We start from the raw sequence: 26,513 nt of genomic DNA, 5'->3' as shown, positions 1-26,513 counted from the left end.
GCATGGCAGAGTTGAACAGTGCGGTAGACACACCGCTGGTGCTGGGGATGATGCGCCTGCATGAGCACAAGTCGCTGCATGATCCGGCGGCGCTGGCAGGCTGGATCAACCGACGTGTCGAGCAGGGGCTGCACTGGTTCGATCATGCCGACATCTACGGTGATGGCCGCTGTGAAACCCTGTTCGGTGCAGCGCTTGCGCAGTCGGCAGAGCTTAAGTCCAGGGTTCGTCTGATCAGCAAGGCGGACATCATCAAGGTACCGCGAGACGGGTCACCCTGGAATGTTACCCATTACGACAGTTCGCCTGATTACCTCGAAGCCTCGGTCAATGGCAGTCTCAATCGCCTGGGCGTTGAGCGCCTGGATATGTTTCTGCTGCATCGTCCCGATCCACTGATGGATATCGGGCCCACGGCGCGGGTGCTGGAGCGTCTGCTGCAAAGTGGCAAGGTCGCCCAGATCGGAGTCTCCAACTTCAACCCGCCGCAGTGGCGCCTGCTGCAGCAGGCCCTGGGCAGTCGACTCAGTTGCAATCAGCTCGAACTGTCACTGCGCATGAATGCACCTCTGTTTAACGGCACCAGCGAAGCCATGCAGCACGACGGTCTGAAAATGCTGGCCTGGGCGCCACTGGCCGGAGGTCGACTGGAAGAGGAAGGGCTTGGCGTGCTGCTGCATGAGCTGGCGGAGAAGGCGGGTTGTGGCCCGGCTGGACTGGCTATCGCCTGGTTGCGGCGCATTCCCGGCGCGCCTATACCCGTCGTTGGCAGTTTGAATGAAGCCCGTATTGCCGATGCACTGGCGGGTTGTCGTTATGAAATGCAGCGTCCGGACTGGTTCGCCCTGCTGGAAATGGCCCGGGGAGAACGCGTCCCCTGAGCTCCAGGGGCGCGGCTTGTTCGGTCGCTTTGCAGCGACATCAAATGTACCGATTCGCCCTCAATAGTTGATGTATATTTTTGTTTTTAAAGTATTTAATAGTTTATTTTCTGCCGTGTTCTCGGTCGTCATCAAGTTCCTGGCCATCTGTTTGCTCCCTCTATTCAGCCGCGGTCCTGGTCGCCGATTCACTGAACCAGATATCACCATACCAGGCCTTCACTGACTGGCCGGTGTTATCGGTGTCGGTCATGAGTGCGACCGCCACCACCTTGCCCGGCTCCTCTCCAAACAGTCGACGGTAGTCGGCGCGCACATCCCGAATTTCGCTGCGCCATTGTCCCGGCGCTGTCTCGGCGGATTGAACCGCAATCATGCGCGCATTGCCGGTATAGGCGTTGGGCCACTCGCTGCCGATTGGCTGATGGCTGGACCACACATAATTCAGTGCCCGGGTTTTCCAGAAAAATACGCCGCCGGAAAAGACCACATAGATACGTGCCGGATAGTCATCACCGGCTTTGGTGCGCTCATCGGCTCCCTGCAGCAGCTTGTCGATCTTCCATGACCAGTGCAGCCAGGGTGTGGCATTGAGGTCTAGGTCGATCTTGCGAAACAGGCCCGATGCGCTGCCCTGGCTGCGTGCCCCGAGCACAGTGCCGCGCTCGCTGTCTGTTTCGAGCTGATACTCAGTGATGCCAGAAAACTTTTCTGCCTCCCAGTGCTTCAGCACGCCCTGGGAGAACTGCCCTACGTCCAGACGTTCGGCGGCGACGGTGGCTGCGACTGATACCAGCAGGGCAGCGATCAATATACGTGGCAGCAGGGGGGCTATTGAGTGATGCGCTAACAGCGTAGTCATGGGCCAGGGACTCGTTTAAACAGGGAGGGAATCAGATCGGGGTCGTCGAAATGCCGACGGCCGACAAAGGCTACCGCATGGCGGCCCCACTGGCGCATGGCGCCGGGGGAGCGAATTCCCATGGGCCAGAGGATAAAGCGCTCCGGCCTTTCGCTACCGGCCACCAGACCGTGATTACCGAAGAAACTATGGTGACCCTTGGCACCTGGCAGCGCAAGCAGGCTGGCATAGTCCGACACGACGAGCGGGTGACCAGGATCGGCATCCTCCCGCGGATAGACGCGCTGGATAAAATGCCGTTGATGCTCAAGGCGCACCACCAGAGGCCCGGGGGGTGCGGTTTGCGGTACCAGTGGCGGTTCAAATCCAGTTTCCGGAAGATCGGTGCGCAGTTGCAGGGACGCGGTAGGAAAAAAACTGTGGTAACAGCCACAATTGTGAATGCTGTCGTACAGCAGGGGCTGCAGATCGGAGCCCAGAGTAACGCGCCAGGTCAACCCATCGAAACGCCCGGCATAGATATCCTCGCCCGGGCGGGCCTTAAACCAGATAACATAATTCAGCTGCAGCAGTACCTCGTCGCCAAAACGGGTGTAGGAGGGCAGTTGGTACTGGGTCGCTGTGGTGGTATCGAAGCCAGGGCCCCCATCCCATACCGGGGTGCCGATAACGTCGTTGGCATCCACTACGTCAATCTCCCAGACCGGTGCATAGCGGGCAAACAGCTGCGCCAGACGCTCAGGGGCAAGCCTGGGAATGCCCAGGGCATCGCGAGTCAATGTGTGCGCACTATCGATGTGCGCTAAAGCCTCTTCCGGTGCCGGCAGTGCGCTCCAGCGCGTCAGTTGTCCGGTAACGGCTAGCTGGTCCAAGGGCTGACCAAAGGTGTTCCTGGCTTCGTCGTGCCAGCGCCGCACGCCCTGCAGCACCAGCGGAGCACTCAGTGGATAAAGCCCCGCGACACGCCAGGCGATGCGGTAATCATCTGGTACCGAGGCCACTTTGCGCAGATGCCGGAGTTGCCCTGGCTGGTGCAGCAAGTCTGCCACCAGGCGGGTACGACACTCATCAAGCCGTGCATTTAGCGGCGCAGCCATGATCGCCCGCCCGCTGCCTGCAAGGTTGGACAGCTCCGGCCGCCGGGCCTGTGCATCCAGCCGTGCCAGCTGTTGCAGCCAGGTATTGATCTGCGCGGGGGAGTCGAGCTCCGGGCCAAAGGATGCCAGAAAGCGATTGATGCGCAGATAGGGGAAGCCGCTAATCCGTGCCAGACCCTGATGGCGCACGCCGGCCTGATCGATATGGTCGTCTGTCTGTTCAAATAGCCACTGGCACTGCGCCAGTAGACCGGCAGCAAGCCCGGGAGGGTTCGGACTTGGTCTTGGTGCCATAGTGCAGCCACTGACGGCCAGCAGTAACAATAACAGCAACCTGGCCGGCGCCGGCGAGCGCCGTTGTGGCGCAAGGCGCGGGAGGGCTTCAGCAGAAACTCCAGAGCAACCGGAGCCTGCAATACGGGTATCTGCGGTGGTTGTCATGGCTGTGGGCCTAAAGCGTTGCACGGTTAATCGCCTGCTGGTCTGCTGGGTATATTTTAGTTCGTTAGCGCCGTCGTCGTCGGTACGCCCGGGGTGTTCCACTGCGGCTCAGCGACTGGCGCTCAGGCGTCGCAGTCTGAGTACTGGTATGAAGCGAGCAGAACAACTATTGTATGTGGGCGAAAACCGGAGCTCGCGCGCCACGGATAGCTGATCTGAACCTGAGTACGAAAACAATAAATATCGCAGCCAGGCAGGACCAACATGAACAGACAGAGTTATATCAATCTGCCCGTGAAACATCTGGATCGGGCCATCGACTTCTTTACCCATCTGGGGTTTGGCTTCAATCCCCAGTTCAGTGATGCGTCGGCGACCTGCATGGTGGTTTCGTCGCAGATGAGCGTGATGCTGCTCAGTGAAGCGCGCTTTCAGGCCTTTTCTCCCAAAAACATCTGTGACAGCTCCAGCTTTTCCGAAGTGCTGATTTGCATCACCTGTGATAGCCGTAACGAGGTAGATGATCTCGTAAAGCGTGCGCTGCAGGCAGGGGGGCGTACCTATAACGAACCCCAGGATCACGGTTTCATGTACGGCCATGGTTTTCAGGATCTGGATGGGCACGTCTGGGAACTGATCTATATGGCGCAGGAACATATTCAGGACGCCCAGATGGAACTGCAGCAGCAGACCGGCTAGTGCCAGGCGCCTATTTTGGCGCGCTACTTCAACCTCAATGCATCCCCGAGCCGCATCAGCGGCTCGGAGTCATTTTCGCCCCCCAGTGGGTTGAGCCCAAACCTATCAATACGCCGGCCAGCAGATGCTGGCGCTATCTTGCTGCATCACGCCCTCGCAGTACAACTGTCTTCAGGTTGTATCACCGCATCTTGAGATGGCGCCCAGGCACTGTCGGCTGCCGTCTTGTAGCTCTGCCAGTTACCGCTGAGCCCGCGCTCGGCAGTGCCATCGGTTAAGTTCAATCCTTCACCCAGATTCGGGGGCATTGGCGCAGTGACCCTTGTATCGTCTTAAAACAGCGTAAACCAGTGCAAATCAGCCGGCTCCCGTTGCGGCCAGCATTATCGGACTGCCTTCCAGAACCTGCTACATAGATCAGGCTCGCTCTGGTTTTATGTGCGAGGTGAACTTTCGCCGTGACAGGCACCTGAGCATGCTGGCTCTGGATGATGCGAAATTTATAGCAAGGTAATATCTTAGAACTAATATTTAACTATATGATTTAATAGTTATCTAATCTTTTATCCTACGGAATTTTCGATGATCGAGATGCCACCGGCCATGCCGCTGTTTGACGGGATTGCGCATGTGGAAGATGCCAACGCCCATGTGAATCAGTATCTGACCCGCGTCATGCTGGAGTCGGTGCCGGATGCGGGCTTCGTTTACGAGCTGGCGCTGGAATGGCTGCTGGAGCAGCGCCACAGCGAGAACAACTACAAAACCTATCGCAGTGAACTGACGACCTTCCTGCAATGGTGTTTTGATGTGGCACAGATCTCCCTGGCGGATGTGCGCCGCCAGCACATGAACCGCTACGTCGAGTACTGCATGCACCCGCCGGCGAACCTGATTGCATACCGTAACGTGGCGCAGTTTGTGGTTTCGAAAATTCTGGACGAGCGTGTACCCAATCCGCTGTGGCGCCCCTTTCTGGGCAAGCGGGAGCAGGGTGAAACCCTGCCCTATCGCATTACCGAGAAGGCGCTGAAAACCAAGCTGGCAATTCTGTCGTCGTTCTTTGGATACCTGATCCAGGAAGAATACACCGAGCGTAATCCGGCGCTGATGCTGATCAAAAATGGTCGCTACAAGGCGGGTCCTGCAAGCTCAATGAGCGATGCCGAGGAGATGAAGGCCTTCACCGAACTGCAATGGTCTTACGTGATGGAAACCGCAGAGCAACTGGCCCTGGCTGACCCTGAACAGCATCAACGCACCCGATTTCTGATCAGCCTGATGTATGCCTGCTATCTGCGCATCTCTGAAGTGGCTGCGCGCCCGGGATTTGCACCTGTGATGGGACAGTTTCGCCGCGACAGCAAGACCTCGGTCTGGCTGTATTTCATACCGCACAGCAAAGGTGGCAAGAAGCGCACGGTGGCGGTCTCCAGAAAGCTGCTGAGCGCACTCAGGCATTACCGCCGCTACCTGGGGCTGGAAGACCTGCCTTCACCGGCCGACAATACACCGCTGTTCATTCGCCACCGGGCCGCGGGGCGAGGGCGGGATGTTGGCCTGCTGAACGCCAATCTGGGTATCCGTCAGCTGCGCGATGAAATCAATCATGTGATTGAACTGGCCGCGGACAGAGCCGAGAAAGACGGTTTCTCCCAGGATGCCAGAGAGATGCGCACCATGACGCCCCACAGCATTCGCCATACCGGCATATCCCACGATATCAATCTCAATGGCAGGCCTTTGTCCCATGTTCAGGCGGACGCCGGGCATGACAGCATTGAGACTACGTCACAGTATCTGCATACCAGCCGGGCGGAGCGCCATGAGTCGGCCGAGAACAAATCGCTCAACCGATTGCTGGGGGATTAAGCGTCAGTCAGGTCTTAACGACAGGCGTCGATGCCCTCGAAGGTCGCAGCCAGAAACTCGGCGGGTGCTGGATAAACTGTGTTAGTTCGTTGTACCAAAGCGGTAAAGTCACACGGCGACGCAAGGCGCCAACTTCCTGCCTGGCGTATGGGCAGACGGTGTTCTGCGCATCAGCTGTATCGCCGAACAAGCGAGGAACTCGGGAAATGAAAAAGATCTTCTGGGCCGTCTCGATGACGCTTGCCACTGTAACGATGGTCGCCTCGCTATACCTGAACACCATTCTCGGCCTGTTCGGGCTGGCGACAACATCTATTGACGCGCTTCAAGAGCTTCGCAGCTCAAAGCAGGTTGTCGAGCAAATGAAACAAAGGCACCAGCAGAAAAAGGTGTCGGCCTCAAAGCGGCTAGTGAAACGATCGACCAAACGTATTGGCAGCGCAATATTAGCGGCCGCGACCGTCGGAACGGTTGCGGTAACCGCTGTAATGGTCGGTCTCGAAGTCGATGATTATTGCGATGAGAAGCAATCGCTGCAGGAAGCGGAATCGATACTGTACGGCACCGACAATAACTTCGATATTGAGCAATGCTTCGACGAAGGAAGGGAAGAGTTGGCCCGCCTTCTGGTTGATGCCAAGGATGCATCCATTGGCACGCTGTTAAATACTTTCAGGGCCAAAGCGGATGATCGTTCTGATCCGTGATCCGTGATCCGTGATTCGCGAAATCGAAACGCAATGCTGCGGTTAGCACCTGTTCAACGCTGGCAATAACGATACGCGCCAGCCTCCGATGCCTACAAGCAGGCGAGGGCGATGTTCGAACTCACCAAGACTGCGGGGGATGTTGTGCTGATATCCAATGCGGGAAACAGCCTTGCGGCCTGCAAGCAGGAAAAGGATGGGCTCGAGACCTTCAAAAAGGATCTCGGGATCTTTACGCGATACTGCGAGTTGTTGCGTCGTGAAAGCGATGGCGGAAACGTCGATAACGATGATCTCTGCATTGAACTCGCTGGGAAGACAATCCCGCGTACGCGGATGCGACGGAAGCACACTGGGGTTCGCCCGCTGAGGTCAAACAGGACTTTCGCAACGCCAACATACTCAAGGATGGCCGGGGGCTGTTCAACATTGCTGGGAACAAGTACCGGTTGGTGGTCTGGGTCAACTATGCCTATCGTGTGGTCTACGTCCGCTTTATCGGCACTCATGTTCAATATGACCAGATCGATGTCGGGACGATTTAACGCCAGAGGTAACGGAAGATGGACATCAAACCGATCCGCACTGATGCCGACTGCAAGATAGCGCTGCTGCATGCATCACATTCTTATCCGCTGGTGATACTCAGCGCGGAACAAAAGGCACAGTTGTTTCGCGACCTCTTCAGGCAATCCACCCATATTAAGGCATGAGATCGTCAGCACGGCTTCTGGCTCATGTGCTTATGCGGTTTGGGTCGTGGCTTGCGCGGCTTCGATAACCCCTCCCGATGCTTGAAGGTACGCCGGGCGATCAGCATCAGTGCATCCGATAGCCATGAAGCGGCGGCCCTCCCCAACAGCAGGGTGGGCAGCAGCGGTTTCATCCTCACAGGTTCTAGCATAGGAGTAAGCTAGTATAGAGATGAGTGCAATGACGGTTAACGAGCTCGCCAGAAATCTGAAGGGCACCGGATACGGTGCGCTATGACACCCGCCTCGGACTGCTACTGTCCCGTAAGACTGGCTTATCCGCCGTATGTCGCCTGAGTTCTGATCATGTTCGGATTCTTGCTGCAATGGCCAACACTCCTGACGCTGATCATGTTTGCAATACTGGTGGTGGTTTATATTCGACTGGCGATGTGTGAGGAAGCGCTGGTGATACGGGAATTCGGTGATGAGCACCGCTGCTACAGCGCGAAGAAACCGGCCTTTATCCCCCAAACTGCGGGGGCAAAGGGCAAAGGGCAAAGGGCAAAGGCAATGGTCAAGGCAGTCCGGATATCGATCGCAGTGATCAAGCAATGGCGGAGACGTCCCATGACCGAAAAAGACCACAAGCCCGGCGTTCATGATGCGCATCTGGTGAAGCGCCATCTGCCAGCGCCATCGTCGAGGAAATCGGGCAATGGCTGGGCGTTGAAGCTGTGACACTCGACAGCCAAAGCCGGTGTCCCGATATCGTATACGACGCCTCGCAGCCACAGAGCGGGGAGGTCAGGGAAGTCTTGCGCAAGCATGGTGGTGAACTCGAGCAGGGCTGGTATCGCTTCACCGACCAGAACATCCGGGACAATGTCAGGCACAAGGCCCACTGCTCATCTGGTGCATGGCGAACACCAGACGCTGGCGGCCATGCGCGACGGTATGCGACTTATCAGGTGGACGTGGCGCAATATCGAAAAACCTTGGATATCCAGAGGATCTGATTATGCAAATAGAAACCCTTAAAGACGTACTGCACTGGACGGCCGAGCTTCACCGCCAGTTGTCCGGTTGCTTGAAACATTGCGAGGACCGGGTCGTCAGTGAGCGTGCGCAGCTGCTGCTCGACTATCTCGAGCAGCATGAGGATCGGTTGGCCCAGGTAATCGACCGGTTCGAGGAGATGGCCAGCAGCCAGGCGCTGAATACCTGGTGTTATGAATACTTCGACAAGAATCCCGCGCAGGCCACAATGTTGTGTGACGGCGAACTCGACACCCAGGATATCGCGGTGTTGATGGCTCGAATTCTCGAACAGCACAACCTGGCGATCGAGCTTTACCGCTACCTGTTTGCCCAGTCTTCTGGTGGATCGGCGCGGGAGTTGCTGCAGAACCTGATCGACATCGAAACGCACGCGGCGATGCAGATGAGCCAGGGCGGCAATCGCCTCGGCGGTATTTGAAAGAAGCCGCTGAAGCGACGGGTGCCTGCAATCCGGAATCAACGAAGAGGAAGACCCGAATGTCCGATATCGATCACAAGCCCGGCGTTCATGATGCGTATCTGGTAAAGCGCCATCTGAAACTCGAAGACCTGGACGTCGATAAAGCCAGGGCAATTGCGCTGGAAATAGAGCCACTGATAGGTGTCGACAGTGTTGCGCTCGATCCGGAAACGCGCAGACTGGATATCGCCTACGATGCTTCCGTGCTGCAGCTCGAACAGGTCGAAGCGATCGTGCGCCGGCATGGCAGCGATCTGGATCATGGCTGGTGGACCCGGTTCAAGGAGGGCTGGTACCGCTACACCGACCAGAATGCTCGCGACAGTGCCCAGCATGAACCCTGGTGTTGCAGCAAAATTCCACCGAGGAAATAGGGCTGCAGGTACTACACGGCAAGGTGGACCTTTGCGAAGCTGCTGGCATCGAGAGGCCTCAGCGTAGTGGTGTTAAGGGGAGCGATGCAGGCGAAAGAACGCAAGATTGCGAACGAGCAGTTGGCATCAGCTCAAGTAGTGGTTGCCACAGGCAAGTATGTAGGCGAAGGCTTTGACCTGCCGCGACTGGAGACGCTCTTTCTTGCGCTGCCAATTGCCTGGAAAGGAACGCTAGCACAGTATGCCGGCCGCCTGCACCGGGAAATCGAGGGTAAAGAGAAGGTCACAATATACGACTATCTGGACTGTTCATTACCCATGTTGCAACGTATGTTCAAGAAATGGGAAAAAGGCTATGCCGCGATGGGCTATGAGGCCAGATTTCCTGATCAAGATGAACCCGAATGTACGCTTGAGTTGCAGCTCCAAACGTAATCGAAAAATCATGGCTGAACAGCAATAACAAGCAGCGTGTCACGTTGTCCTAACCAGTAGCAAGCTTTCCGTACCTTTAGATGCACTATTCGCCTTACGCCCTTGCTTTCCCTTATCCGCGGGCAGTGATGTCCCATCAAGCCTGTCGTGCCGGATTGGGCGAGGTTTTACTAAGCCCAGAGAGTGCGCCTCGCACGCCACATCATCAGTGCACTTCAGTCAGCACAGTTGATCAGCTTGGGTCCCCCGGGGAAAAGGCTGTTATTCGGGCGCTATGGCCTCGAAGCGAGCGAGCCTTTCAAGCGCCTTGCCTGGTGGTGGCCAGGGCAGGTTCTGCGCCTCCCGCCAATAGCGCCAACGGCCATAGAACGCTTCGTTGCCCAAGTTTTCGCGGGGCCAGTGCGTGGGCCAGTCCCAGCCGTCTGGCAGCGTGACCGAGCCATCGCCAAAGGCTGAGATGATCTGGTCAGGCACAAGGTTTAGCATCTCTATACAATTCACAGATCTAAGGGCCGCGCCGCTGAACGTTGCAGCCTTCACGTCAGTGGATTCGAACTTTGCCCGGTTGATGTACGCCCCTGTCAGCTGTGCCGCGCGGAGATCCGCGCCCTCCAGCCCTGCCTCGAAGAGGTCCGCCCCATCCAGTTTTGCCGCCTGGAGGTTCGCCCTCATCAGCTTTGCCCCGCGGAGGTTCGTCCCCTCCAGCTTTGCCCAGCTGAGGTCCGCTCCCGTCAGCTGTGCCGAGCGAAGATCCGCGCCCGCCAGTCGTGCCGCGCGGAAGTCTGCCCTGTTCAGCTTTGCGGCGCGGAAGTTCGCCCCCTCTAACTCTGCCTCGAAGAGATGTGCCCCCTCAAGATCTGCCTCCCGGAGGTTCGCGCCTTCCAGCTTTGCTCCGCTGAGTTTCGCCCCCTTCAGCTGTGCTGCGCGCAGATCCACCCCCTCCAACTCGGCTCCACTCAGATCCGCCCTGGCCAGACGTGCTCCGCGCAGATCCGACCCGACAAGCGATGCAAGGACCAACCTGGCGTTTCTTAGGTCGGCTTGCCTGAGGTTTCTGGACTCAAGGGCGTTGATTGCAGCGCGACGCTCGATGCGCCACGCGCTGTCGAAATCTCGATCAAGTGTGTTGATGTAAGTTTTGCAATCAACAGGCAACTCCCATTTGAGGCACCAACTCCTGCGGGCATCGACTACATGGAGTGGTGTGTTAGCGACCCTCGCAACATAGGGCCCACAGACGTCCATTGACAAACCCTGTCGCCGGCACCACTCGACGCGGAACTGGCTGCGGTGGACGTCGTATTCGAGGAAGCCGGGGGAGCGGGGCACGAGTTCCACTTCCGCCAGATCGGCAGGCCAAAGTGTAAAGCTATCGCGGATAGCTGCCATCCATGCGGGCACCACACGGTCGATCACGCTGATCGGCCAAACCTCCCGGCTATCCTCGGTGGCGATCCAGGAGATCGTACCGATTGGGAGAGCCAGGACGATGATCAATATGACCTCAACGAGATGCCAACTGCCGCCACCATAGGCCCGGTGCAGCCGCAGATTCGAAAAGACCGAGAGAATGCTTTGAAAGAGCGCTGTAAGCGCGATTACCAGGGCTGCGCCTATAACGAGTGTCGTGCGCTCTTCGTGCGCAGGGAAAGAGCGAAACCAGAAAACGATCAGCGTCGCGGGCCATGCCACGAAGACCAATGTGAAGACAACGATGTTTGAAAGCCAGCTGAGCGCACGGTCAGCTGTGCTGCCGTCGGTTCGCAACCACAATCCGAAGTCGTTGATGAGCCAGGGCGTAACGTGTTCCGCCAGCGGCTTGCCATCAATCCTGGCGTCAGGCACTGAGAGCGCTTCCCAAAGCTTTAAAAGCTGGAAGTGAAAATAGACATAGAGGGCGGTACCCAGAGTAGGTGCGAACAGGAAGAAGCTGGACGTGGGAATGGAGACGTTGACGATTGGCAGCTGAGTTTGTCGACTATCGATAAAGAAGTCCGCGTCCTCGACCCCGAGAAGCGTGATTATGGCAAAGGCAAAATAACCGAGCAGCGTGAACCAAATCGGGCGCGCTGCGTGGGAGAGCTCATTGATGCGAGCAATAGCTGCCGCCCCTGTGTCGTGTCGCGGGGATATCGAGTTCGCTCTACGGCGACGTGATGCAATGTGCTGTTCGTGACGGCGCCGAAACGGGCTGGGCATCTGAGCGTCCTGCCTTTTTCATAGGCCAAAGATGATTAGATTAGATGCCCGTATCCAGCGGCTTGACCTTCGGTTTTCTTTTGCGTCTGGTGTTTGCCGGCACAAGCGTTCGCATGGAATCCAGTTTGCCGAAACAAAGTAACTTATCTCCTGGCTCCAGCACGCGGGAATATTTTGGATTCGGGATCGCTTTAGCATCCCGGTAAAGGGTTAGCACGTTAATATCCTGCTCTAACAGCCCCGAATCCGTAATGGTTTTCCCTATGAATTGAGACTCCGGCGGCACATATATTTCGGCGACACCGTAGCCACGGCTCACGGTCAGGCGCTGGCGGACATCGATTTCGGGGAAATCTACCTGAGCGGCAATGTAATCGATGATGGCGCCGGCAATATCAAGCTGAGTGCAGTTTTCGATGCCCTCCAAGCCGGGCGAGGAGTTTACCTCCATAATCTGGGGGCCATCTTTCCCTTCGAGCATGTCAACTCCGGCCACCTGAAGCCCCAGTATTTGCGCGGCCTTAACGGCCGTGTTTTTGTACTCTTCGCTTAGCTCAACAGGTTCAGCCACACCGCCCCTGTGTACATTGCTCCGAAACTCCTGTCCTTGCGCCACACGACGCATAGCGGCGACCACCCGGTCACCGACAACCAGTGCGCGAATGTCTTTCCCTTTGCTTTCCGCTACAAATTTTTGTACCAGCACGTTTTGTTTCTGGCTTTGCAGCAACTCAATAATCGCCTCAGCAGACTTGGTCGATTCGGCGAGCAGGACGCCAATACCCTGAGTACCTTCAATGAGTTTGATAATAACCGGCGCATTACCCACACGTTCTATGGCGGGGAGGACATCCTTTTTATCACGTACGAAGTTGGTTTTTGGAATGCCGAGGTGATGGCGACTTAAAATCTGCAAGCTTCTCAGCTTGTCTCGGGAGTTCAGAATGCCGTGTGCCGTGTTGGCGCAATAAACATCCATTTCCTGAAACTGACGAACGACGGCCGTTCCGTAGTAGGTGATAGAAGCACCAATACGGGGTAATACCGCATCATAATCGCTAAGCTGCTGCTGTCGGTAATAGAGATCAGGAGAGCCGCGATCAAGATCGATCGCAAATTTTAAGGTGTTAAGTACTTTTACCTTATGCCCACGGGACTCGGCAGCTTCTTTTAATCTGCGGGTGCTATAGGAGTTTGGTCCACAGGAAAGGATAGCGAGTTTCATAACATGGCCTAATCATTTACCTGATAGGGGCTTTAAGCATAGCAAATATCGATAAATTGGTGGTTGGCGTGGGTATAAATCGCATTGCGCGCTGTTACGTGATGCGTCCCTGGCGAACCCAGAGGGGTCTTCATAGTCCCATTTTTTGACTAGCATAATCTCAAATAGAATCAACGGTCTATCAACATTAAGCCCCTCTGGGAAGCTAATCCCGCGTACACTGATTCGCCGTACAGGCATGCGTATCAGAGATCCAGGCGTCGCTTTAGGCCACAGGCGTGCCACAACCAATGAATAGAAAAGAGCCTTGTTGAATGGGAAAGATATCGAACGCCAGTCTGGCCTCGGCCATCAGCCTGCTTGAAGGCATGACACTTGGCGACAAAGAGCAGCTTTGCGACGAAATTTACCAGGCACAGCCGAATCTCCTCGCCTCTGTGCTGGCGTTGTCGCGCATGGAGCAGGAGCTGCCACAGATTGAAGTGGTGCTGGAAATATTGATAGTGATCCATCTGGCGCTAAAAGCATCTGTAACCCGGCTGCAGCTCATCACGGAAGCTGATCAGGAACGGGCGCTGCAACGACTTGTTGCCACGGTGAAGTTTTCCGAAGGCTTGTCCCGATTGCTACAGGAAGAATCCATCGGGCAGTACGAAGCCTTCCAAACCGAACCCTCGCTGCTGGCATTTGTGTTCGGCAGACTAGAAGAAGCAGGGATACTGGAAAACAGCCAGGAGGACACCAAATACCTTGTCCTGGTCGCGCTGAATCTGGTTGCCTGTGTCGCGAGTGCCAGACCTGCCCAGCAGTCGACTTGAATGATACCCGGCGCTTTGGCCTCGGCAGAGCGGGCCACAACACATCCATCATAAGCATTATCTGTATGCCTTCCCGTGATCGTTGGCGGAAACGCTACACCTCCGCTTCCGATGCCTACAAGCAGGCGAGGGCGATGTTCGAACGCACCAAGGCTACGGGTGATGTTGTACTGATATCCAATGCGGAAAACAGCCTTGCAGCCTGCAAGCAGGAAAAGGATGGGCTCGAGATCTTCAAAAAGGATCTTGGCAGCTTTACGCGATACTACGAGTTTATGTCACAAATCGTTGATTATGAAGATAAAGACTTGGAGAATCTGAACCTCTACGGGCGCCACCTGCGTCCGTTGCTGCGCGAAACAGAGGGCGATGACGACGATGATGTTGATCTCAGTAACGTTATGCTGAGTCATTACAGACTGTCCAAAATCCGCCACCAGGACCTGAAGTTGCAGGAAGACGCTTCTGAATACGGTCTGGAGCCAGGCAGCGATATTGGCAGTGCGAAGGCGAGGGACAGGAAAGACGAGTTTCTGTCTGAAATTCTGCGACGACTGAACAACAAGGGCAGGGTAAATTGCCCATGATACGTATTCTGTATTTTTTGACCATATCCCGCCCTGCATATGTAGCTATGCCGATAAACTACGTTATCGGCATAGCTAAGTATCTTTTTGTTTTTAATGGAAAAGTAGTGTGCAAGTTGCATACGACGGTGTCGCTTCTGCGCCTTGATCGCACTTCGTCGTAATTCAGGAATGACAATTAGGTTATCAGGCATAGCCCTAGGCGCCGTCCAGAGCCAAACGTAGAACAATTACCGCACCAATCGACGTAATTATGCTGATATTCCGGCTAGCTCGCCGATATTAGCGTAACGAGGAAGCGTCCTGTGGGTAGAGTCGCTAAGAATTCGAGTTCATGGGCCCAGTGCCAGGTAACAGTTGCTTATACTGCGATTATCTCCACGATTCTGGGGCGCTGCGTACCGTACATCAACATCCGTAGATTATGCGATTGAGTGAGCGGTCGAATCTGGCTTACTGCAGGCATTAATTGGCGCTGAAGTCGGTGATGGCGTAGCAAGGGCTATGTAACGCGTATTGACGCGACATTTGGTTCGTATGAGCCCATTTCCTCGGAACAGGCCTCACATCAGAAGCCACATCGTTTCTTGCGGCCTCAATAAATGCGGCCGCATGGGGTTCCACTATCCATTGATGCAGTTACGGACAACTCGTATCGCCTCAGCAGCAATCCCGCGCTGCTAGGCCAGAGCGTCGCTGCTGCGATGGCTTCAGACAATCTATAACTACGAATTTGGCGGCCATAGCAATACGCGTATACACGACCCTGGGCCGCAGCGTGTGAGCAGAACCGTACCGGTTGTGGCGCCATAATCACGATAGTCAGCGGAATTACTTCGTGCGCTGAGTCGCGTTGAGCGGGACTTTGGTCCGCAAAGAAGTATTCTTGGCGACTCTCCGCACGAGCGGCATGGAAACAGCAGAATCTCATCGTTAGCTGGGTTTTGGGGTTTCGCGAGACAGGGGTGCCAGAGACCAGGGCCTACATGGTCTAGAGCAAACCCAATAGCCATGAGACCCGATCTCATCCTTAACTTGTGTCGATTCCAGTTTAAAACTGAACTTTGATGCATTATGAATCAAAGGCTTAGCGAATTCTTTCCAGTCGGTAACAACTTACGTTTCCAGTTTAAACCTGAATTTTACCGCAGATTTCCAGTTTAAAGCTGAATTTTGCCGAACCGCCACATCGGGGACCTGTCCGCTAATTTGATTTGAGACTGCGTATTCGTAGTGCCTATAGGCAAAGATTATGGACAGGAAGTAGGGTTGTCAATTTAATAGCTTGGGTGCCGGTGCCGGTGCCGGTGCCGGTGCCGATAGCGTGTCGGCTGATGCTGGAGACAATCAAACACCTGCTCGGCGTGGGAACGACACCGACTCAATTCGAACCTTGTCATGGTCCCATTTTGGGACTAAAATCCGTTTATGAGAATCATTGCCCTGTCGACATTGAAGTCCTTCTGGGAAGACAACCCTGCGTACGGCGATGCCACGGAGCCGATACTGGCCTGGTACAGGCACACACTGAAAGCTGACTGGAGCTCGCCCGCCGAGGTCAAGCAGGACTTCCGAAATGCCAGCATACTCAAGGATGGCAGGGTGGTGTTCAACATAGCCGGGAATAAGTACCGGTTGGTGGTCTGGATCAACTATGCCTATCGCGTGGTCTACATCCGCTTTGTCGGCACCCATGCCCAGTATGACCAGATCGACGTCGAGACGATATAACGCCAGAGGTAACGGAAGATGGACATCAAACCGATTCGCACTGATGCCGACTATCGTGCGGCACTGAAAGAAATCGAAATGCTGATGATGGCGGAGCCAGGCACGCCCGAAGGCGAAAAGCTCGACGTCCTGGTCACGCTGGTCGAGGCTTACGAAAGCAAGCATTACCCCCTAAATCTTCCCGACCCTGTGGAAGCCATCAAGTTCGAGATGGAACAGAAAGGCCTCACAGCGAAAGATCTGGAACCGATGATCGGCAAGCGCAACCGTGTGTATGAGGTCCTCAATCACAAGCGTTCACTGACACTGAAAATGATCTGGAAACTCAATCAGGAGCTCGGCATTCCAGCCGAGTCATTGATCAAGCCGCCTCGCCAGACCCATGCATAATGTAAAGAGGCGATTCGTTGTTCCGGTCGCCAGCTTTCTCCATGCCTGCATTCGATAGTCCTACGGCCACACAGGAAGAACTGACAGCCATAGACAAGCGGCTGGCCGAGCTCGAAGCCGAGAAGCAACGGCTGGTCCAGCGAAAGCAGGCGCTACTGCGTACACCTCTAGCCCATGCGCAGCTGCTACTCAGCCCAGAACAAAGGGTAAAGTTGTTCCGCGATCTCTTCAGGGGGCGCAGCGACTTGTTTGCCGTACGCTGGCAAAACGCCCAGGGGCGTCACGGTTATTCCGTTGCCTGTCACAACGAATGGCTACCCGGCATTTGTAAGAAGCCGAAAGTAAAATGCGGTAACTGCGGCCATAAGCACTTCAAAACGCTCGATGAGCAGGTGATATACGAACACCTGGTCGGAAAGCAGGTGGTTGGGCTCTATCCGTTATTACCGGGGAACCGATGTCACTTACTGGCTGCGGACTTTGACAAGACGGGATGGCAGGATGCCGTTAAGGCCATGGCGAAAGTGTGCCACCAGGCATCGATACCTCACGCAGTCGAAATATCGCGGTCCGGCAACGGGGCTCATCTCTGGATCTTTTTCTCTGAACTGGTGCTGGCCCAGGATGCGCGCCGTCTGGGCTTCGCTCTTCTCGACAAGGCAATGGAGATCCATCCCGGGCTCTCCTTCGACTCCTACGATCGGCTATTTCCCAATCAGGATCATATGCCGGAAGGCGGTTTCGGCAATTTGATAGCCTTACCGCTTCAGCACCAGGCCCGAAGGCAGGGTAACAGCCTGTTCGTAGACGCCGATCTTCATGCATACCCCGATCAATGGCGCTTTTTGTCACAACTTGGCCGCTTGTCCGCTGTCAGTCTGTCCAGATTGCTACGAGAGCTTGAGCCGGAACGGCCTGCGACAATCGACGAACGTCCGCCCTGGGAGCAAGGACTACGCAGCGACCGTGACCGTGACCGTATTGAAGACTGCCCCGAGAGTGTCACGCTAACATTGGCCAATCACATCTATATCAAACAGGACGCTATCCCGGCGCCCCTGATTGCAAGGCTGAAGCGGCTGGCCAGCTTTTCGAATCCGGTGTTCTTCAAAACCCAGGCACTTCGCTTTTCGACCCATGGCATACCGCGCTTTATCACCTGTGCTCGAATCGAGCAGGGGTACCTGTCACTCCCGCGCGGATGCCTGGATGATGTGAAAGATCTGCTGAAGGAGCAGCAAATACAGATCGAAATCGAGGATCACCGGCATAGCGGCCAGCAACTTAACGAAATGGCATTTCTGGGGAATTTGCGACCGGGCCAGAGTCGAGCGATTGATGCACTGGCCGAGCATGATACCGGTATCCTGCATGCCCCCACGGCCTTCGGCAAAACGGTGACGGCGATCGGGCTCATCGCCAAGCGTCGTGTGAACACCCTGATCCTGACCCACAGCCGTCAATTACTCGACCAATGGAATGAACGCATCCAGTCGTTCACCACCGGTGTAAATGTTGGAATCATCGGTGGCGGAAAGAAGAAGCCGACCGAAGAAATCGACATTGCGACCTACCAGAGCCTGATCAACAAGAAGGACAATACCGTCTCCGAATACGTTCAGCGGTATGGTCAGGTCATAATCGACGAGTGCCACCATATCTCCGCACCACGATATGAAATGCTGCTCAACGAAGTCAGGGCTAAATACATAGTAGGTCTCACCGCAACACCAGATAGGCAGGATGGCCATCAGAAAATTATGTTCATGGTTGCTGGCCCCATCCGCCACAAAGTCAAAGCGGAGCAGGGTGCAAAATTCCAGCAAACTGTGTTTGTTAACCAGCGCTATGATCAGCCTCCGGCCGAGCTGAGGCTATCTGATGAGCGCCCGCATATCGCATCGGTCTATCGGTGGTTGGCGACAAACGGAGAACGTAATGCAGCTATAGCCGAAGATGTCGTCAACGCAGTAAAGCGAGGGCGCCATCCGCTGTTGCTGACCGAGCGGCGTGAACATGCCGAAGCGTTGGCGCAGCTCCTGGCGTCTCAAGAGCTCAGGGTTCTGATGTTGAGGGGCGCAATGCGCGCCTCAGAACGCAAGAGTGCAAACGAGCAGTTGGCCTCGGTCCAAGTGGTCGTCGCCACGGGCAAATACGTCGGTGAAGGCTTTGACCTACCACGATTGGATACGCTGTTTCTCGCGCTACCCATTGCCTGGAAAGGTTCACTGGCGCAGTATGCAGGCCGTCTCCATCGGGAAGTGGAGGGTAAAGAGGCTGTCACGATATATGACTACTTGGACTCCTCGTTACCGATGTTGCAGCGCATGTTCCAGAAGCGGGAGAAAGGCTATGCCGCGATGGGATATGACGTTAGATTTCCTGATCAAGATGAACCCGAATGTACGCTTGAGTTGCAGCTCCAAACGTAATCGCAAAATCAGGCTGATCGAGTCCTCCGAACCTGGTGAACGATTCACAATCAGGTGCGCCGTCGCGTAAAGGAACAGCTGAAGAAGATCGGTGGAATGGAATTCTACGACGTGCACTTTAGCTACATCGACAATGACAGCCTGGAAGAGCATTTCGTCATGGTAAAAGAGCAGGGCGGTGGTGCCCTGATTCCTGAGGGTCCCGGCAAACCTGGCTTCATCCATACCATAGGCCTCAGTAATAAAGGCATGCCTGGGCTGTACCGCCTGGAACTTCAGGTCACCAAGGGATCCGGTAAACTGGCCACCTCCGGGCTATGGAACTCCGGCGCAGCGAAGGAGCAGATCAAGATCGCCTTCGATTACTTCAAAGCCAACGCTTCCCGCATCAGCGCCTCGGCCAAAGTGATGGACCACAATTTCCATCTGCATGTGGTCGAATTGCAAAACTCAGGCCCCCTGAATCATATGGCGCTGGCCAGCCTGGTGGCATTTGCCTCAGCGCTGATGGGCAGGCCCGCACAGGGCCAGATGGTCGTGCTGGGTGATATGAGCCTGGGCGGAAGCGTCGCGCCGGTGCAGAGTATTGCCGAATGCCTGCAAGTCGCCTTCGATGCTGGCGGCAAAAGGGTGACGCTGCCAATGAGTAGCGCGGTCGATATTCCAACCATCCCGGCGGAATTGTTTACCAAGTTCCAGACAAGCTTCTATGCCGATCCTGTGGATGCCGTGTACAAGGCGCTGGGCGTGGATTGAAACTGGCTACCGAGATGCGGTGGCAACGGGAACTCTGTCGAACGTTGCTGCTTGTAATGGATAGGGCAGATAAAAACCTTTAGTACGTATTCTGTATTTTATGACCAGATCCCGCCCTGCATATGTAGCTATGCCGATAACGCAATTTATCGGCATAGCGACATATCTATTTGTTTTTAATAGTATAAATAGCCAATTAACTACGCGCATCGTGTGCTTCTGTGCCTGGGTCGCTCACCACACATCACGTTGCTGAATCGCAAAGCCTGCTGGAGATTCGACATATGCTAACGCCAGCAATTTAGTGGCGTTATCGGAACAACTTCGTTGAATTATGGGGGCATTCGATCCTTATTACTGCAATATGATTCAATCCGCTGTGAACTGCGCGCAGTTATCACAAAAACTGCTATGAAATATGCTGAGCTGTGCGCGATTGAGAAAAAGGACGGTCCTCTTTGGCGTTAATCGGCGCAGAAATGGCCGCGTTACGTAGTGTTTCCAGGCCCTGAGGTAGTATTCGATTTGTATTTGGCTGTTGGGGAATCCATTTTCTGCGCACAGGCTCCATACCAGCAGCCGCATTGTCTTCAGGCGTAGCAATCAATAAGTGCGGCAATTGATACCACGCTATGATTAATAGATCGCGAGCAGTTCAGGCAATCGCTGAGAACCAGGCTGCCTATAACGCGAAGCGACCCCTGACGCGCGACATAAGTTGAGCCTCTGTGTATCCCAACCAAGCCATGCTGCCTTTAGCGATTTATTTGCATAGATCGGTCGTGCGCTGAATCGCGTTGAGCGGGACTTGGTCCGCGAAACCGAAATCTTCGCGACTCTCCGCACGAGTGTTCGGCATGACTCAGAATTGCCGGCTGATTCACAGTGGGTGACAGGTGCAGCACGGGAGTCTCACGCATAATTTGAGACAGGCTTTTTTGGCTGGGCTGCCAATGTGCGTGACAGCCACGCAGGGCATGCCCTGGAGCGATTCAAACGGCGGTGAGACCGAATCTCAGCTTCAACTTGAAGCGGCTGATGCACTGCAAATGCAGGAGTTCGCAGAATTCAGGTTAAAACTGGAAAACATGCTTCGGACGGTCATGTCGTCATCTGACTGAAGGGTACATGGCACTTGGGTTAAAGGGCTGTTCGAGAGATTCCAGTTTTGGCTGAACGAGTTCCGTTTGAAACTGGAAGCGACAAACGACACGACACACTCGCACATTACACCAATACGCAATTACGTTATTTAACATAATATACATTATGCGCAGTTGTTATTTGTTTAAATTAGGGCTCATTTCCTGCTGCTAGTACTCACTTCATTTATGGTTTTAAGGGCTTCGCCGGCTTGAATCCAAGACTGCCTGGAGCCTGCCAAGCAGATATCCGATCCAGAATTATCTATGTGATACCACCGGCTATGGCGCCCGTGCGGACAGTCGCGAAGATTCTGGTTTCGTGGGTCAAACGTCACATAATGCAACCTGGCGCACCTTCCGGTCGAGCTCAGCTGGAGCTGTCCGCTCGCTGTTGTCGTATCCAGGCTGCATGCTAGAAAGCCAAAATAGGATCAGTAAGATCCTCTATACTCTCGTCCATCTTGAAACCCACTTTGGAGCACCCATGTTACCGTCGCGTCTGCTATCGACACCTGTCCTTATTGCTAGCCTGCTGGGCGTATCCTTGAGTACTCAGGCGGATTGGAAAGCTGTGCTCAACAAGGCGCAGGAAACCATAACGCAGAGCCAGGCTCCGAGCGGGACAACCGCAACCAATGCCGCCATCGCTGGCCTTTCCGACAGCGATATCACTAGCGGCCTGAAGGAAGCGCTGATTCAGGGCTCCAGAACGGCTATTGCCTCGCTGGGGTCCGAAGGTGGATACCTTGATAACCCGGCGGTACGCATTTCCTTGCCATCGCAGCTGCAGATCGTTGAAAAAGGCCTGCGGGCGACGGGCCAGGGAGCTTTGGCAGACAACTTCATCACATCCATGAACCGTGCCGCCGAACAGGCCGTTCCGCTGGCCAGTAATCTGTTCGTCGAGACTATTCGCGACATGTCCCTTGAGGATGTCCGCAGTATTTTGCGGGGGCCGGACGATGCAGCAACCCAATATCTGCGCAAGAAGAACGGCGACAAGCTGAATGCGCTGATGCGCCCCATCGTTGCTGAATCTACGGACAATGTAGGAGTTACCAGCGCCTATAAAAGCATGACGGGCAATGCCGGAATGCTGGGAAATCTATCAAGTCTGGGCTCTTTGGATCTTGATACTTATGTTACCGAGCAGGCAACGGACGGCTTGTTTGCGATGATTGCCGCAGAGGAAAAGCGAATTCGTGAAAACCCTGCAGCACGCAGTACCGATCTGCTGAAAAAGGTCTTTTCCAGCGCCTTGTAACGGCGTGGTAGACGGCAGGCGTCTGTCTGGCTTCGGCCGATTCTGGGGTGTCAGGCGCCCTGCTTCGCGCTCTGTTCAAATAGGTATACTGCATTCTATTTGAAGACTCAGGCCACAGCTTCGACCTTCAATACGGCGGTAATGGCCTGAGCATGGCCGCTCCAGACGTAGCGGTAATGGCAGCCCTGTACAGGGATGCTCAGGGCGCGGGGCTTGAAGGCGGCAAGACATTCTCCGCCTGGGTCCCGCACGCTGGAATAATACAGGCCGGGGCTTTCCTGCTCGCGCAGCTGGCGAGCAAAACGCTGCGAAGGGCTGTAATCGTCTGGTTGGTGCAACTCCCAATACCCCTGGCCCCGTATATCGTGTAGCGGTTGTACCACCTTGCCGATATATTCACGCAATGTGAGTTCGGTATCGGGTTCCTGGGTTGCCCGCAGGAAGGCTTCGCGGTGATATCGGGTTTCGGCGATGGCGGTTTGCAGGGTGCGGGCTGCGTAGTAGACGCCATAATGCCCATCAGTGAATCGGCTCGCAACGCCGATATGGGTAAAGGCCGCCATAACGGGTGTAGAGCCCGGGCCCGATATCCGGTCGGATGTTGCAACCAGGCGCAGGTCGCCGGCTTCATCGCGCAGGCGATCATTGGTCAGGGCTTCCACGGCATACAGGATCTCGAGGTCCTCGGGATCGGCCACGGTTTCAAACAGACTGATGGGCGGGAAGTGGCTCGGGACCAGACGGTGCGCCTTGTCCCAGTCAAGGTCGATCAGTGCCGGCATGGCATGCATGGATCAGGGCCTGTAAAAATTGCATAGACGATTCGTAATCTGACAGCTCATGTCCGGCAGGCTGCTAGCCCCTGGCGTGATCCAGATAGCGGCGCACATCGGCCAGATTGATAAGACTGCCCTGGAGCATGACCGTGAGCGCCGATTCGCCACCAAAGTAGGCGTTAGCCTTGGCTGGCCAGGCGTTGGCCTGATCTTCGGTGGGAAACAGGATGCGCAGCGCCTTGTAGATTCCCATGACATAGGAAATCCGCTCCAGCGTATCACGCGGCAATACAGGCCCCTCGCCTTTGCGCCATTTGTAGAACGTAGAGCGCGCCGGCTCGCCTAGCAGAACCTGCTCCTGTTCGCGGCTGAGGTGCCATGCCGATGCGATATTGAAAAATACCTTGAGAGAAACCTGTGATACCCGCTTGGGATCCTGCTGCCTCAGTTCGACGACCTGTTTCATGTTAATGGTTCTCCCAATCACCACCTGGGCTTAAGCTTAGTCTCTATGGAAACATATTTCTATTAAGATCTCTGTAGAAACTTTTTTACTTCAACACCAGGCGCAACTGCTGCTCGATCTCGAACACGTGGTCATCGTGCTCTCCCAGGCCGCGTAATGACTCGGCCAGATGGAGCACATAGTCAGCATTGGGACCGCTGGGCCCAGTGGCGCCGGCAACCTGGCACGCAATCTCGCGTTCGCTGGCAGGGCCCAGGAAGGCGGTGTTGTCAGGCGTCGCTATATACACAAGACCCTGGGCATGGCTGCCATCGTCGAAGGTCATTTCGGTGGAAAAACGCAGATAGCCGTTCTTTTCCCGAAAATCCAGATGGTCAAACACCTGCGGCGAAATCAAATAGGCTACGCCAGTACAGGGGATGCCCGGGGTTTCGATCAGGGTCGCCACGCGCCCTGGTGCCTCTGGAGTACCGCGGTGATCATGGGACCCTTGCCAGAAACGGCGCGACCAGCCGATGATACGGGCGCTGCGCCTTTGCAAAAAGGGAAAGTCTGCCTTGAATATCAGGGAGCCATAACCAAATAGCCAAACGGCTTCGTTGTTATTAAAACGAAAACGGGTGCGGTTTATTTCAACGGTATTGGCGGACATCGTATGAGGGTACCGGCGTAAACAATAAAGCATACACCAGCAGCCTGCCGGACTTAACACTGATCTACTCGGCTCGGGCATCCTGCTTCGCCCTACCTCCTGCATCCATGCAGTCGTGCGCAATGCGCTAACGAGGGGGCATTTTTGGTTACGACCGGCCAAGCCCGGCAGGCGGCGAGCTTCACGAACCGGCTAATCGCCACGACCTCAACCATACTCTGGGGAATCTTCAGGGAGCCGTGGTTATGCAGAACCGAGCCGAGATTGTCGACCAGGCCTTTGTTCAAAGGGTCAGCAGTGGCGACCTGCCACCCTCACCCATTCACATCGGCTTGCAGCAAGCGGGCCTTACAGAGGCGCTGTTGCTGCAGCTGTTCGAGAGTCAAGTGCTGAGTCGGCAGCTGGATCTGTGCTCACGCAAACTGCAGGCCCGTGGTGAATCCTTCTACACCATTGGCAGCGCCGGTCACGAGGGCAACGCGGCCATAGCCGCGGCCTTTAGGCACGATGACATGGCGTTTTTGCATTACCGTGATGCGGCGTTTCTGCTGCAACGTGCCCGCCAGGCCGGTAGCACAGACCCGCTCTGGGATATGCTGCTGTCCTTTGCGGCGTCCAGCGAGGATCCGATTTCCGGCGGCCGCCACAAGGTGCTGGGCAGCAAGGCGCTCTTTGTACCGCCACAGACCAGTACTATCGCGTCCCACCTGCCCAAGGCGCTGGGAACCGCGGCCAGCATCGCCCTGGCACGACAGCTGAAACATCCAGGCGCCCTGCCCACCGATGCTGTGGTGCTTTGCTCCTTCGGGGATGCGTCGGCCAATCACAGTACAGCGCTGGGCGCGATTAACAGCGCCTGCTGGACGCGTTACCAGAAGCACCCGTTACCGCTGGTGTTTATCTGTGAGGACAACGGCATAGGTATTTCGACGGCCACGCCCCAGGGCTGGATCGCCGCCAGTTTCGGCCAGCGCCCGGGGCTGCACTACCTGAGTTGCGACGGCCTTGATTTGCTCGATACCTACCGCTGTGCACACCAGGCGGAGCAACTGGCGCGCCGGCACCAGCAGCCCGTGTTTCTGCATATGCGCTGCGTGCGACTGCTTGGCCATGCCGGCTCCGATGCCCAGAGCGCCTACCTGAGTACTGCGCAGATCGAAAACACCGAAGCCCAGGATCCGTTATTGCATTCGGCCAGGCGGCTGATTGAGCTCGGTGTACTGCGTGCCGATCAAATCGTTTCGCTTTACCAGAAAACGGCGGCAGACGTTGCGGACAAGGCCGAGCGTGCCATTAGGCGGCCAAAACTGGCGAGCGCCTCTGAGGTGATGGCGTCTATCGTGCCGCCGCGCCGTGCCGTGCCTGCGCGGGCTCCGCTGGAGCCGGCCGCGCTTGATGTTCTCTTTGCGAGGGACAGAACGCTAATGGCTCAACCTCAGCCCATGGCGCGCCTGCTGAACTGGGCGCTGGCAGAGTTGATGGCCACGCACAGCGAAATATTGCTGATGGGCGAAGACATTGGCCCCAAGGGCGGCGTTTACAATGTGACCGGCAAGTTGTGGGATAAATTCGGCAAGCACCGGGTGATCAATACACTGCTGGATGAGCAGAGCATTCTCGGGCTGGCGCTGGGCGTCGCGCACAATGGCTTTATTCCGATACCCGAAATCCAGTTCCTGGCCTATGTGCACAATGCCGAGGATCAGATTCGTGGCGAGGCGGCGAGCCTCAGTTTTTTCTCCAATGGCCAGTACAGCAATCCGATGGTGATCCGCATTGCCGGGCTCGGCTATCAGAAAGGCTTTGGTGGCCACTTCCACAACGACAACAGCCTGAATGTGTTTCGCGATATACCGGGCCTGATCCTGGCGTGCCCCAGCAATGGCCGCGATGCCGTGGAAATGCTGCGCGAATGCGTGCGCCTGGCGCGGGAGGAACAACGGCTGGTGGTATTTATCGAGCCTATTGCACTCTATATGGCGCGGGATCTGTTTGAGACGGGCGACGGCCGCTGGAGTTTCGATTATGTACCGGCTGCAGGCTGCACGCCGGTCCCTCTGGGTGAAATCGACGTGGAAGGCGACGGCCGACAGCTGGCCATTATTAGCTACGGCAACGGCTATTACCTCAGCCGCCAGGCCGCGAGGGATCTTGCCATCGAGCATGGAATTGAGCTGCGTCTGATTGACCTGCGCTGGCTACAGCCCCTGCCAGGCGATGCCATTGTCGATGCGGTGCGTGCTTGTGAAGCGATACTGATCGTGGATGAATGCCGGCGTAGCGGATCTGTCAGTGAAGCCCTGATGACACTGCTGATCGAAACCCTGGACAGCCTGCCGCGACTCAAGCGCCTCTGCGCCGAAGACAGCTTTATCGCGCTGGGGCCCGCGGCCACCGCCACCTTGCCGAGCCGGCGCAGTATTCGCCAGGCCGCACTGGAGCTTGTGGCGGGCAGCGATGCCAGGCGTTCATCGCCGTAATGGCGACAGC

General features: G+C 55.8%; 25 protein-coding genes and 2 pseudogenes. 19 read left to right on the top strand and 8 right to left on the bottom strand.

Annotated features, from left to right (window positions below; all coding sequences use genetic code 11):
• Positions 1-2 precede the first annotated feature (2 nt).
• Positions 3-881 (top strand): aldo/keto reductase, encoded by an 879-nt coding sequence (locus MRS74_RS17450; RefSeq protein WP_254581552.1) that lies wholly within the window; start codon positions 3-5, stop codon positions 879-881.
• A 160-nt stretch (positions 882-1,041) separates the two neighbouring features.
• Here the strand turns inward: MRS74_RS17450 and MRS74_RS17445 are convergent, their stop codons facing one another.
• Positions 1,042-1,743: a DUF3047 domain-containing protein gene (locus MRS74_RS17445; RefSeq protein WP_254581551.1), complete on the bottom strand. Its 702-nt coding sequence runs from the start codon at positions 1,741-1,743 to the stop codon at positions 1,042-1,044.
• A complete protein-coding gene (locus tag MRS74_RS17440) occupies positions 1,740-3,281 on the bottom strand; it encodes a hypothetical protein (protein ID WP_254581550.1) in 1,542 nt (513 codons plus the stop codon). Before MRS74_RS17440 ends, MRS74_RS17445 begins: the two co-directional genes overlap by 4 nt.
• Positions 3,282-3,545: 264 nt before the next feature.
• Here MRS74_RS17440 and MRS74_RS17435 point away from each other — a divergent pair, with 264 nt between their 5' ends.
• The 10 genes and pseudogenes from MRS74_RS17435 to MRS74_RS17390 all read left to right on the top strand — a co-directional run bounded on the left by MRS74_RS17435 (position 3,546) and on the right by MRS74_RS17390 (position 9,582).
• Positions 3,546-3,980 carry a VOC family protein gene (locus MRS74_RS17435; protein WP_254581549.1) on the top strand — a complete coding sequence of 145 codons (435 nt, stop codon included), beginning with the start codon at positions 3,546-3,548 and terminating at the stop codon, positions 3,978-3,980.
• Positions 3,981-4,562: 582 nt separating this feature from the next.
• Positions 4,563-5,852 (top strand): tyrosine-type recombinase/integrase, encoded by a 1,290-nt coding sequence (locus MRS74_RS17430; RefSeq protein ID WP_254581548.1) that lies wholly within the window; start codon positions 4,563-4,565, stop codon positions 5,850-5,852.
• A gap of 206 nt (positions 5,853-6,058) precedes the next feature.
• Positions 6,059-6,559 carry a hypothetical protein gene (locus MRS74_RS17425; protein WP_254581547.1) on the top strand — a complete coding sequence of 167 codons (501 nt, stop codon included), beginning with the start codon at positions 6,059-6,061 and terminating at the stop codon, positions 6,557-6,559.
• 341 nt (positions 6,560-6,900) lie between these two features.
• Positions 6,901-7,104 (top strand): annotated as a pseudogene (locus tag MRS74_RS17420) (type II toxin-antitoxin system HigB family toxin); the annotation flags it as partial.
• A gap of 18 nt (positions 7,105-7,122) precedes the next feature.
• Complete coding sequence (locus tag MRS74_RS17415) at positions 7,123-7,272, top strand: hypothetical protein (protein ID WP_254581546.1); 150 nt, start codon at positions 7,123-7,125, stop codon at positions 7,270-7,272.
• 345 nt (positions 7,273-7,617) lie between these two features.
• A complete protein-coding gene (locus MRS74_RS17410; RefSeq protein WP_254581545.1) occupies positions 7,618-7,992 on the top strand; it encodes a methyltransferase family protein in 375 nt (124 codons plus the stop codon).
• 77 nt (positions 7,993-8,069) lie between these two features.
• Positions 8,070-8,270: a hypothetical protein gene (locus MRS74_RS17405; protein WP_254581544.1), complete on the top strand. Its 201-nt coding sequence runs from the start codon at positions 8,070-8,072 to the stop codon at positions 8,268-8,270.
• A gap of 2 nt (positions 8,271-8,272) precedes the next feature.
• Positions 8,273-8,731 (top strand): ATPase, encoded by a 459-nt coding sequence (locus MRS74_RS17400; RefSeq protein WP_254581543.1) that lies wholly within the window; start codon positions 8,273-8,275, stop codon positions 8,729-8,731.
• A gap of 59 nt (positions 8,732-8,790) precedes the next feature.
• Complete coding sequence (locus MRS74_RS17395) at positions 8,791-9,147, top strand: heavy-metal-associated domain-containing protein (RefSeq protein ID WP_254581542.1); 357 nt, start codon at positions 8,791-8,793, stop codon at positions 9,145-9,147.
• Positions 9,148-9,231: 84 nt separating this feature from the next.
• A complete protein-coding gene (locus MRS74_RS17390; RefSeq protein WP_254581541.1) occupies positions 9,232-9,582 on the top strand; it encodes a DEAD/DEAH box helicase in 351 nt (116 codons plus the stop codon).
• Positions 9,583-9,843: 261 nt separating this feature from the next.
• Here the strand turns inward: MRS74_RS17390 and MRS74_RS17385 are convergent, their stop codons facing one another.
• From MRS74_RS17385 to MRS74_RS17375, 3 genes and pseudogenes are all read right to left on the bottom strand, one after another.
• Positions 9,844-11,781, bottom strand: a complete 1,938-nt coding sequence (locus MRS74_RS17385) for a pentapeptide repeat-containing protein (RefSeq protein WP_254581540.1) — start codon at positions 11,779-11,781, stop codon at positions 9,844-9,846.
• 40 nt (positions 11,782-11,821) lie between these two features.
• Positions 11,822-12,100, bottom strand: coding sequence for a cation:proton antiporter regulatory subunit (locus MRS74_RS17380; protein ID WP_281177193.1), 279 nt, complete (start codon positions 12,098-12,100; stop codon positions 11,822-11,824).
• A 27-nt stretch (positions 12,101-12,127) separates the two neighbouring features.
• Positions 12,128-13,006: pseudogene (locus tag MRS74_RS17375) on the bottom strand (ATP-grasp domain-containing protein); the annotation flags it as partial.
• Positions 13,007-13,320: 314 nt separating this feature from the next.
• Here MRS74_RS17375 and MRS74_RS17370 point away from each other — a divergent pair.
• From MRS74_RS17370 to MRS74_RS17340, 7 genes are all read left to right on the top strand, one after another.
• The gene (locus tag MRS74_RS17370) at positions 13,321-13,824 is read left to right on the top strand and encodes a hypothetical protein (RefSeq protein WP_254581539.1); all 504 of its coding nucleotides are present in this window, start codon (positions 13,321-13,323) and stop codon (positions 13,822-13,824) included.
• Entirely contained in the window at positions 13,821-14,411 is a 591-nt protein-coding gene (locus MRS74_RS17365) for a hypothetical protein (RefSeq protein WP_254581538.1), read from the top strand. Before MRS74_RS17370 ends, MRS74_RS17365 begins: the two co-directional genes overlap by 4 nt.
• Positions 14,412-15,839: 1,428 nt before the next feature.
• On the top strand, positions 15,840-16,142 hold the full coding sequence (locus MRS74_RS17360; protein ID WP_254581537.1) for a type II toxin-antitoxin system HigB family toxin: 303 nt from the start codon (positions 15,840-15,842) through the stop codon (positions 16,140-16,142).
• Positions 16,143-16,160: 18 nt separating this feature from the next.
• Positions 16,161-16,532: a helix-turn-helix domain-containing protein gene (locus MRS74_RS17355; RefSeq protein ID WP_254581536.1), complete on the top strand. Its 372-nt coding sequence runs from the start codon at positions 16,161-16,163 to the stop codon at positions 16,530-16,532.
• A 41-nt stretch (positions 16,533-16,573) separates the two neighbouring features.
• Positions 16,574-18,964, top strand: coding sequence for a TOTE conflict system archaeo-eukaryotic primase domain-containing protein (locus MRS74_RS17350; RefSeq protein ID WP_254581535.1), 2,391 nt, complete (start codon positions 16,574-16,576; stop codon positions 18,962-18,964).
• A 96-nt stretch (positions 18,965-19,060) separates the two neighbouring features.
• On the top strand, positions 19,061-19,720 hold the full coding sequence (locus tag MRS74_RS17345; protein ID WP_254581534.1) for a S16 family serine protease: 660 nt from the start codon (positions 19,061-19,063) through the stop codon (positions 19,718-19,720).
• A 1,629-nt stretch (positions 19,721-21,349) separates the two neighbouring features.
• Complete coding sequence (locus tag MRS74_RS17340; protein ID WP_254581533.1) at positions 21,350-22,129, top strand: DUF4197 domain-containing protein; 780 nt, start codon at positions 21,350-21,352, stop codon at positions 22,127-22,129.
• 107 nt (positions 22,130-22,236) lie between these two features.
• On the opposite strand, the gene MRS74_RS17335 is transcribed toward MRS74_RS17340, so the two are convergent.
• From MRS74_RS17335 to MRS74_RS17325, 3 genes are all read right to left on the bottom strand, one after another.
• Entirely contained in the window at positions 22,237-22,920 is a 684-nt protein-coding gene (locus tag MRS74_RS17335; RefSeq protein WP_254581532.1) for an RES family NAD+ phosphorylase, read from the bottom strand.
• 64 nt (positions 22,921-22,984) lie between these two features.
• Positions 22,985-23,371: an MbcA/ParS/Xre antitoxin family protein gene (locus tag MRS74_RS17330; RefSeq protein ID WP_254581531.1), complete on the bottom strand. Its 387-nt coding sequence runs from the start codon at positions 23,369-23,371 to the stop codon at positions 22,985-22,987.
• Positions 23,372-23,456: 85 nt separating this feature from the next.
• A complete protein-coding gene (locus MRS74_RS17325; RefSeq protein ID WP_254581530.1) occupies positions 23,457-24,023 on the bottom strand; it encodes a gamma-glutamylcyclotransferase in 567 nt (188 codons plus the stop codon).
• Positions 24,024-24,268: 245 nt separating this feature from the next.
• On the opposite strand from MRS74_RS17325, the gene MRS74_RS17320 reads away from it, so the two are divergent.
• Positions 24,269-26,503: a dehydrogenase E1 component subunit alpha/beta gene (locus tag MRS74_RS17320; RefSeq protein ID WP_254581529.1), complete on the top strand. Its 2,235-nt coding sequence runs from the start codon at positions 24,269-24,271 to the stop codon at positions 26,501-26,503.
• Positions 26,504-26,513 lie beyond the last annotated feature (10 nt).

The organism is Marinobacterium sedimentorum (assembly GCF_024267675.1).
Classification (GTDB): Bacteria; Pseudomonadota; Gammaproteobacteria; order Pseudomonadales; family Balneatricaceae; genus Marinobacterium_A; species Marinobacterium_A sedimentorum.
This window is presented reverse-complemented; position numbering and strand designations above follow the sequence as displayed.

What these genes read in the sequence shown, in the direction of transcription:
- MRS74_RS17385 (WP_254581540.1), bottom strand. Translation starts at nt 11,781, where the DNA reads ATGCCCAGCCCGTTTCGGCGCCGTCACGAACAGCACATTGCATCACGT.
- MRS74_RS17400 (WP_254581543.1), top strand. Translation starts at nt 8,273, where the DNA reads ATGCAAATAGAAACCCTTAAAGACGTACTGCACTGGACGGCCGAGCTT.
- MRS74_RS17370 (WP_254581539.1), top strand. Translation starts at nt 13,321, where the DNA reads ATGGGAAAGATATCGAACGCCAGTCTGGCCTCGGCCATCAGCCTGCTT.
- MRS74_RS17360 (WP_254581537.1), top strand. Translation starts at nt 15,840, where the DNA reads ATGAGAATCATTGCCCTGTCGACATTGAAGTCCTTCTGGGAAGACAAC.
- MRS74_RS17340 (WP_254581533.1), top strand. Translation starts at nt 21,350, where the DNA reads ATGTTACCGTCGCGTCTGCTATCGACACCTGTCCTTATTGCTAGCCTG.
- MRS74_RS17355 (WP_254581536.1), top strand. Translation starts at nt 16,161, where the DNA reads ATGGACATCAAACCGATTCGCACTGATGCCGACTATCGTGCGGCACTG.
- MRS74_RS17345 (WP_254581534.1), top strand. Translation starts at nt 19,061, where the DNA reads ATGGAATTCTACGACGTGCACTTTAGCTACATCGACAATGACAGCCTG.
- MRS74_RS17335 (WP_254581532.1), bottom strand. Translation starts at nt 22,920, where the DNA reads ATGCATGCCATGCCGGCACTGATCGACCTTGACTGGGACAAGGCGCAC.
- MRS74_RS17410 (WP_254581545.1), top strand. Translation starts at nt 7,618, where the DNA reads ATGTTCGGATTCTTGCTGCAATGGCCAACACTCCTGACGCTGATCATG.
- MRS74_RS17395 (WP_254581542.1), top strand. Translation starts at nt 8,791, where the DNA reads ATGTCCGATATCGATCACAAGCCCGGCGTTCATGATGCGTATCTGGTA.
- MRS74_RS17325 (WP_254581530.1), bottom strand. Translation starts at nt 24,023, where the DNA reads ATGTCCGCCAATACCGTTGAAATAAACCGCACCCGTTTTCGTTTTAAT.
- MRS74_RS17390 (WP_254581541.1), top strand. Translation starts at nt 9,232, where the DNA reads ATGCAGGCGAAAGAACGCAAGATTGCGAACGAGCAGTTGGCATCAGCT.
- MRS74_RS17330 (WP_254581531.1), bottom strand. Translation starts at nt 23,371, where the DNA reads ATGAAACAGGTCGTCGAACTGAGGCAGCAGGATCCCAAGCGGGTATCA.
- MRS74_RS17425 (WP_254581547.1), top strand. Translation starts at nt 6,059, where the DNA reads ATGAAAAAGATCTTCTGGGCCGTCTCGATGACGCTTGCCACTGTAACG.
- MRS74_RS17450 (WP_254581552.1), top strand. Translation starts at nt 3, where the DNA reads ATGGCAGAGTTGAACAGTGCGGTAGACACACCGCTGGTGCTGGGGATG.
- MRS74_RS17320 (WP_254581529.1), top strand. Translation starts at nt 24,269, where the DNA reads ATGCAGAACCGAGCCGAGATTGTCGACCAGGCCTTTGTTCAAAGGGTC.
- MRS74_RS17440 (WP_254581550.1), bottom strand. Translation starts at nt 3,281, where the DNA reads ATGACAACCACCGCAGATACCCGTATTGCAGGCTCCGGTTGCTCTGGA.
- MRS74_RS17435 (WP_254581549.1), top strand. Translation starts at nt 3,546, where the DNA reads ATGAACAGACAGAGTTATATCAATCTGCCCGTGAAACATCTGGATCGG.
- MRS74_RS17430 (WP_254581548.1), top strand. Translation starts at nt 4,563, where the DNA reads ATGATCGAGATGCCACCGGCCATGCCGCTGTTTGACGGGATTGCGCAT.
- MRS74_RS17415 (WP_254581546.1), top strand. Translation starts at nt 7,123, where the DNA reads ATGGACATCAAACCGATCCGCACTGATGCCGACTGCAAGATAGCGCTG.
- MRS74_RS17445 (WP_254581551.1), bottom strand. Translation starts at nt 1,743, where the DNA reads ATGACTACGCTGTTAGCGCATCACTCAATAGCCCCCCTGCTGCCACGT.
- MRS74_RS17350 (WP_254581535.1), top strand. Translation starts at nt 16,574, where the DNA reads ATGCCTGCATTCGATAGTCCTACGGCCACACAGGAAGAACTGACAGCC.